At 54.2% G+C, this 5053-nt stretch carries 5 protein-coding genes; 2 read left to right on the top strand and 3 right to left on the bottom strand.

What is annotated here, in order from left to right:
- Nucleotides 1-186: 186 nt before the first annotated feature.
- The 3 genes from ACTCIA_RS16025 to ACTCIA_RS16035 all read right to left on the bottom strand — a co-directional run bounded on the left by ACTCIA_RS16025 (nt 187) and on the right by ACTCIA_RS16035 (nt 2889).
- Nucleotides 187-1278, bottom strand: a complete 1092-nt coding sequence (locus ACTCIA_RS16025; RefSeq protein WP_463002811.1) for a patatin-like phospholipase family protein — start codon at nt 1276-1278, stop codon at nt 187-189.
- Nucleotide 1279: 1 nt separating this feature from the next.
- Nucleotides 1280-2107 (bottom strand): GGDEF domain-containing protein, encoded by an 828-nt coding sequence (locus ACTCIA_RS16030; protein WP_463002812.1) that lies wholly within the window; start codon nt 2105-2107, stop codon nt 1280-1282.
- 62 nt (nt 2108-2169) lie between these two features.
- Nucleotides 2170-2889, bottom strand: coding sequence for a DNA alkylation repair protein (locus ACTCIA_RS16035; protein WP_463002813.1), 720 nt, complete (start codon nt 2887-2889; stop codon nt 2170-2172).
- A 232-nt stretch (nt 2890-3121) separates the two neighbouring features.
- Here ACTCIA_RS16035 and ACTCIA_RS16040 point away from each other — a divergent pair, with 232 nt between their 5' ends.
- Both ACTCIA_RS16040 and ACTCIA_RS16045 read left to right on the top strand, forming a co-directional pair.
- Nucleotides 3122-4444, top strand: coding sequence for a (Fe-S)-binding protein (locus ACTCIA_RS16040; protein WP_463002814.1), 1323 nt, complete (start codon nt 3122-3124; stop codon nt 4442-4444).
- 31 nt (nt 4445-4475) lie between these two features.
- A complete protein-coding gene (locus ACTCIA_RS16045) occupies nt 4476-4847 on the top strand; it encodes a hypothetical protein (RefSeq protein ID WP_463002815.1) in 372 nt (123 codons plus the stop codon).
- Nucleotides 4848-5053 lie beyond the last annotated feature (206 nt).

Consider the following 5053-nt stretch of genomic DNA (forward strand, 5'->3'; position numbering starts at 1 on the left):
AACTTTGCACACAGTCGGCCATGATGCCGGCCCGGGGGTGGTTTGCGAGTCGCATTGAGCGCGCAAGCGGTCAGCAGGGAGCAAACCGCCACCGGGTCGACATCATGCGAAAATTATAGAACCAAGCACTATCAGCAACTTTTTTGATGTTAGAAGTCTGATTTTGGATTTACGGCGCCATCAAATTTAACGCCGGTACAAATCCCAAATGGGACGCAAACGATTTCCGATACGGCCGGTTTCCACGGTTTCCATGAAATCCTCGGCCAGGTGCCGGCCCTGGTCAACCACCTGCTGCCAGCAGTCCATGCGCTGTTGATCTTTTCCGGCAAAGGTATAAAAATCGCTTCTGTCGGCAATCTTTCCCATGGGCAGGCGGCTGACAAAATCCGCAGACGGGGCGACCATCAACACATTGTCCATGCGGGAAAAATCCGGCCTGCGCCAGAACACCTGCTTGTCCAGCCACCCGGGCACAAGTTTTTCGGCATAATGGGGAAACAAAACGATTCCTTCACCCCCCGGCTGAAGATCAATATTGAGATGATAATCCAGAATCCCCCCGTCGCGGTACATGCCCGCCGGAGCACCGGGAATGTTTTTTATTCCGGACATGAGCATGGGAATGGAACCCGAGGCCATCAGGGCCGCCTTGAGATTGTTTTTGTCCAGAGCCACCCGCTGGATGGGAAATCCGTTCATGCTGTAAAAGGGCGGGCGCTGACGGGAATCATAAAACAGGGTCCGCTCGAAAAACAATCCCAGCCCCCTGCGGGATACGGCATTGACCGCAGCCGCAAGCCCCAGTCCCGGTATCAGCCGGGATTTGCGATCCGTGCCGGTCATCTTCCGGCACCGCACCGCCAGGATACTGAGCCGGAATGCGGGATTGGACAGAATCTGCTCCGGGCCGTCCCGGTCCAGCAATTCGTCCAGGATGCGTTCGAGTTCCGCATCAATGATTTCCGGCGGCGGGTTGTCCGGGTAAGCCTGCTGCATGTAGGCTTTTTCAAACCGTGCAATGGCCTCCACGGGATCTTTCTGGCAGCCGGCGGCAAAGCGCCAGGCCCCGATGGAGGCGCCCAAAAGAAAAAGCGGGGCTTTGCGGGCGGCCAGCCAGTTGCCGAATATGGCCCGATCCAGCCGGTTTAACACCAGCCACTTGGGTCCGCCCGCAGCGCCGGCCATGACCTGCACATCGTCGGCAGACAGACCGTGGCGACGGATCTTTTCATATGCTTTTTTTCCGGCCCAGAAAGTCAGGGGCTGTTTTTTCATTTTATTTGCTTTCAGTTCGGTCATACATGGTGCAAACCCGGTTCTTACCGCGCTTTTTGGCTTCATCCAGGGCGAGATCCCCCATGCGCATCAGCTCGTTTAAATCCGTGTAAGCATCCTGCCTGGCCGCAACCCCGATGCTGACCGTCAAATCCGGGCTCATGCCAAAGTTCTGCATCCGGATACCGGCCACGGCCCGGCGCAGGCGTTCGGCCGCAGCACAGGCCGCTTCCAGGTTCGTGCGGGGAAGAATAACCGCAAACTCTTCGCCGCCCATACGCCCGGCCAGATCATCTTCCCGGATGGTGTTGCGAATCTCATCGGCCACCGTCTTTAACACCAGGTCCCCGGTTTCGTGGCCCAGTGCATCATTGACGCCCTTGAAATGGTCCACATCAATAATCAAAAGCGAAACCGGTGTGCCGTAGCGCCCGGCCTGTGCCACATCACGCTGGGCCTGGCGGAGAAAGGCCCGGCGGTTGGAAATTCCTGTCAAGTCATCGGCGGTTGCCAGTTTATCGAGCTGCCCCTGAAAACGGTTGATCACCAGGGCATTGATCACAAGCACCAGAGCCGTCACCAGCAGACTGATCAACAGGTTCCGGTAAAGGCGGTATCTCAGGGTCCGGACTGTGGTATCCGTGTTTTGTCCAGCCGGCGCTTGCCGGGGGCTGTCAATGGTGATTCTGGCCGAAGACGCACGGGCCGCACTGTTTTCCAGGCATGCCTTGCTGGTATAATAGCCCGACAGGCAAACAAATAAAAACCCCGCCAAAAGAATCAGGCCGAGGAAACTGTTGAGTCTGATTTTAATGCTTAGATGCGGCAATGCCTGCTCCGTTGTATTTCAAGTAAACAATCCCGGGTATCCGACCTCTATCGCATCCGGCTTCACACAAGACCTTTGAGATAATTTTGCCGCTTTTCCTCCGGAAATTTTTCAATGGCATACCGCAGCATGGTACGAGGCATTTCCCGGTAATGAGATTTTAAAAATGTTTCTTCCACGGCCATGTCCCGTTTTCCGATTTCCCGCAGCATCCAGCCCACAGCCTTTTGAATCAGGTCCTCTTTGTCGTTGACAAGGATTTCGGCGATTGCCAGGGTATCGGTGAAATCATTTTCCCGGATATAGGGCCAGGTGGCAATCATGGATATGCGCCGCTCCCACAGCAGATCCGAGGCCGCCAGTTCATAAAGGGGCCAGCGGCTGCGTTCCCGCAGATATGCCCCGGGTATCTGTCCGGCCGAAGCATCCACAAGGTCCCAGCTGTTGATGTGTTCCGTGTGTGCCATGTAAAGATTGTAAATGGCGGTACGGTCCTCAGGGGAACCCTTGGCAAACTGCCGGATCAAAATCAACAGCGCCAGCATCCGGGCCTCATGATACGGAGTGCGCAACAGACGGCCCGCATCGTGAATATGAATGGTGCGATGTTTTCCGGCAATTTTACGCAGTTCAGGCACCCGGATTCCCAGAAACCGGTCCTGCTCACCGTATTGGCCCCTTGCCGTCTTGAAAAACCGCTGAAGCCCTGCAGCGGCTTCCGGGTCTGCAAGGGCATGCAACTCCGCCATCAAGGCAGACGCATCTGCGGGTTGGTCACTCATGATCAAACACTTTCGGCTGCGGTTTGTTTCAAGTTTCCTGCATACCTTTTTCCGCCCAAAAAATCAACCGGTTGTTGATCTCCCCGGCAAAATTATTGGCTTTTGCTAAAAATACTTGACATCCGAAACCAGGGTCCCCTATTTTGAGCATAGTCCCAGTTAAAAAAATTTTTTTTCAGCAACCATTTTATGAGGCCCTGGTAAGAAGGACCAAAAAGGAGGCTTTGCGGATATGGCAGACGAACCCATCAAACTTGGCGGCGCCAAGAAAAGCATCTTCATGGACAAGGTCAAGCAGATCCTGCCCGAGGAGGGCAACCTGGATCTGTGCCTGACCTGCGGTGCATGCGCTTCAGGATGCCCGGCCACCGGTCTGGAAGGACTTGATCCCAGAAAGTTTCTCCGCATGGCGGCACTGGGCATGGACGAGGAGATCAAAAGCACGCCGTGGGTATGGATGTGCACCATGTGTCAGCGGTGCATCTACGTATGCCCCATGAAAATCAACATCCCCCAGCTCGTTTTTCATGCGCGGGCAAGCTGGCCAAGGGACCAGCGGCCCAAGGGAATTCTGGGCTCCTGCGACCTGGCCCTGAAGGTGGATACCTGCAGTGCCATGGGCGCAACAGGAGAGGACTTCGAATTTGTGGTCGAGGACGTGCTCGAGGAGTACAAGGAAGCCCAGCCGGAATTTGGCGACATGGAAGCGCCCATTGACAAGCAGGGTGCGGAATTCTTCTTAAACCAGAACTCCCGGGAACCGGTCACCGAACCCGACGAGATGGTCCCCCTCTGGAAGATCCTCCACCTTGTGGGTGCCAGCTGGACCTACGGCTCAAAGGGCTGGGGCGGGGAGAACTACTGCATGTTTCTGGCCGATGATGACGCATGGAAGCACATCATCCAGACATCCACGGACAAGGCCCATGAACTGGGGTGCAAGACGTTTCTCAATACCGAATGAGGGCACGTCACATTCGCAGTCCGGGCCGGACTGCAAAAATTCAACATCGAGCACCGGTTTGAAGTCAAAAACATCTACGAATACTATGCCAAATGGATTCGCGAGGGCAAGCTCAAGGTCAATTCAGACTGGAACAAGGACCTGAAGGTCAAGTTCACCGTACAGGATCCCTGTCAGATCGTTCGCAAAAGTTACGGTGATGCCATTGCCGATGATCTGCGCTACGTTGTCAAAGCCTGCGTTGGAGAGGAAAACGTCATTGATATGACCCCCAACCATTCCAACAACTTCTGCTGCGGGGGCGGGGGCGGCTTTCTCCAGTCGGGATACAAGGACGAACGCCTGGAATTCGGAAAGATCAAGGACGACCAGATCCAGGCCACCAAGGCGGACTACTGCATTGCCGGCTGCCATAATTGCCATGCCCAGATCCATGAGCTGAGCGAACATTACGGCGGCCATTACGGCGTGGTCCATCTCTGGACCATTATCTGTCTGTCGCTGGGGATTCTCGGACCCAATGAAAGAACCTATCTCAACGATGATCTAAAAGAGGTCAACGTGTTTCACCCGGAGACAGCCATGATGTAGGGGCCCGCATTGAACAAAAAGGGGCAATGAAATGAACGACAAAACACTGCCCGGCATAGAGGAACTGCGGCGGCGGCGGAAACAGGCCCTGGAAAAAACAGAGAAAGCCGTATCCGCCCGCCCCGAGCAGTACCGGCAGATCAAGCGCCTGGTCGAAGATGTCCTGGCCCGGCCGGTGGAAATTTCCGAATACTACCGGATTGCCATGGATCTGAGCCGGTTGCTGGAGCAGTTAAACGCCTCGTCTCCCGGGTCCTTGTTTGCCTATTACCATGAAAACATTGCCCCGGAACGCAAAGGCGATGTCCGTTATTTCAAAATGATGTGCATGGACCTGAGAAACCAGATTCATCATCTGGATCAGTTTCGCCGGAGCCGGCACAATATCCGGATTGTGCAGTGATCTTTGACGGTTCCGTAAAAAGCTTTTTACCGCCTCTGCTGTTATTGGAAGGAAGCCCTGCGTCCGCATGGTTAAAAGCTTTGATTTTATTTTTTTGAACCTTGAACCTTGATGCAGTCGTAAAAAGTCCTAAAACTGGTATAATCGCCAACCAATAAAAAAATAACTTTTTGATTTTACTTAACACTTAATCACTTAAAACTTAA

The sequence above is a fragment of the Desulfosalsimonas sp. genome, assembly GCF_055149105.1.

What these genes read in the sequence shown, in the direction of transcription:
- ACTCIA_RS16025 (WP_463002811.1), bottom strand. Translation starts at nt 1,278, where the DNA reads ATGAAAAAACAGCCCCTGACTTTCTGGGCCGGAAAAAAAGCATATGAA.
- ACTCIA_RS16035 (WP_463002813.1), bottom strand. Translation starts at nt 2,889, where the DNA reads ATGAGTGACCAACCCGCAGATGCGTCTGCCTTGATGGCGGAGTTGCAT.
- ACTCIA_RS16045 (WP_463002815.1), top strand. Translation starts at nt 4,476, where the DNA reads ATGAACGACAAAACACTGCCCGGCATAGAGGAACTGCGGCGGCGGCGG.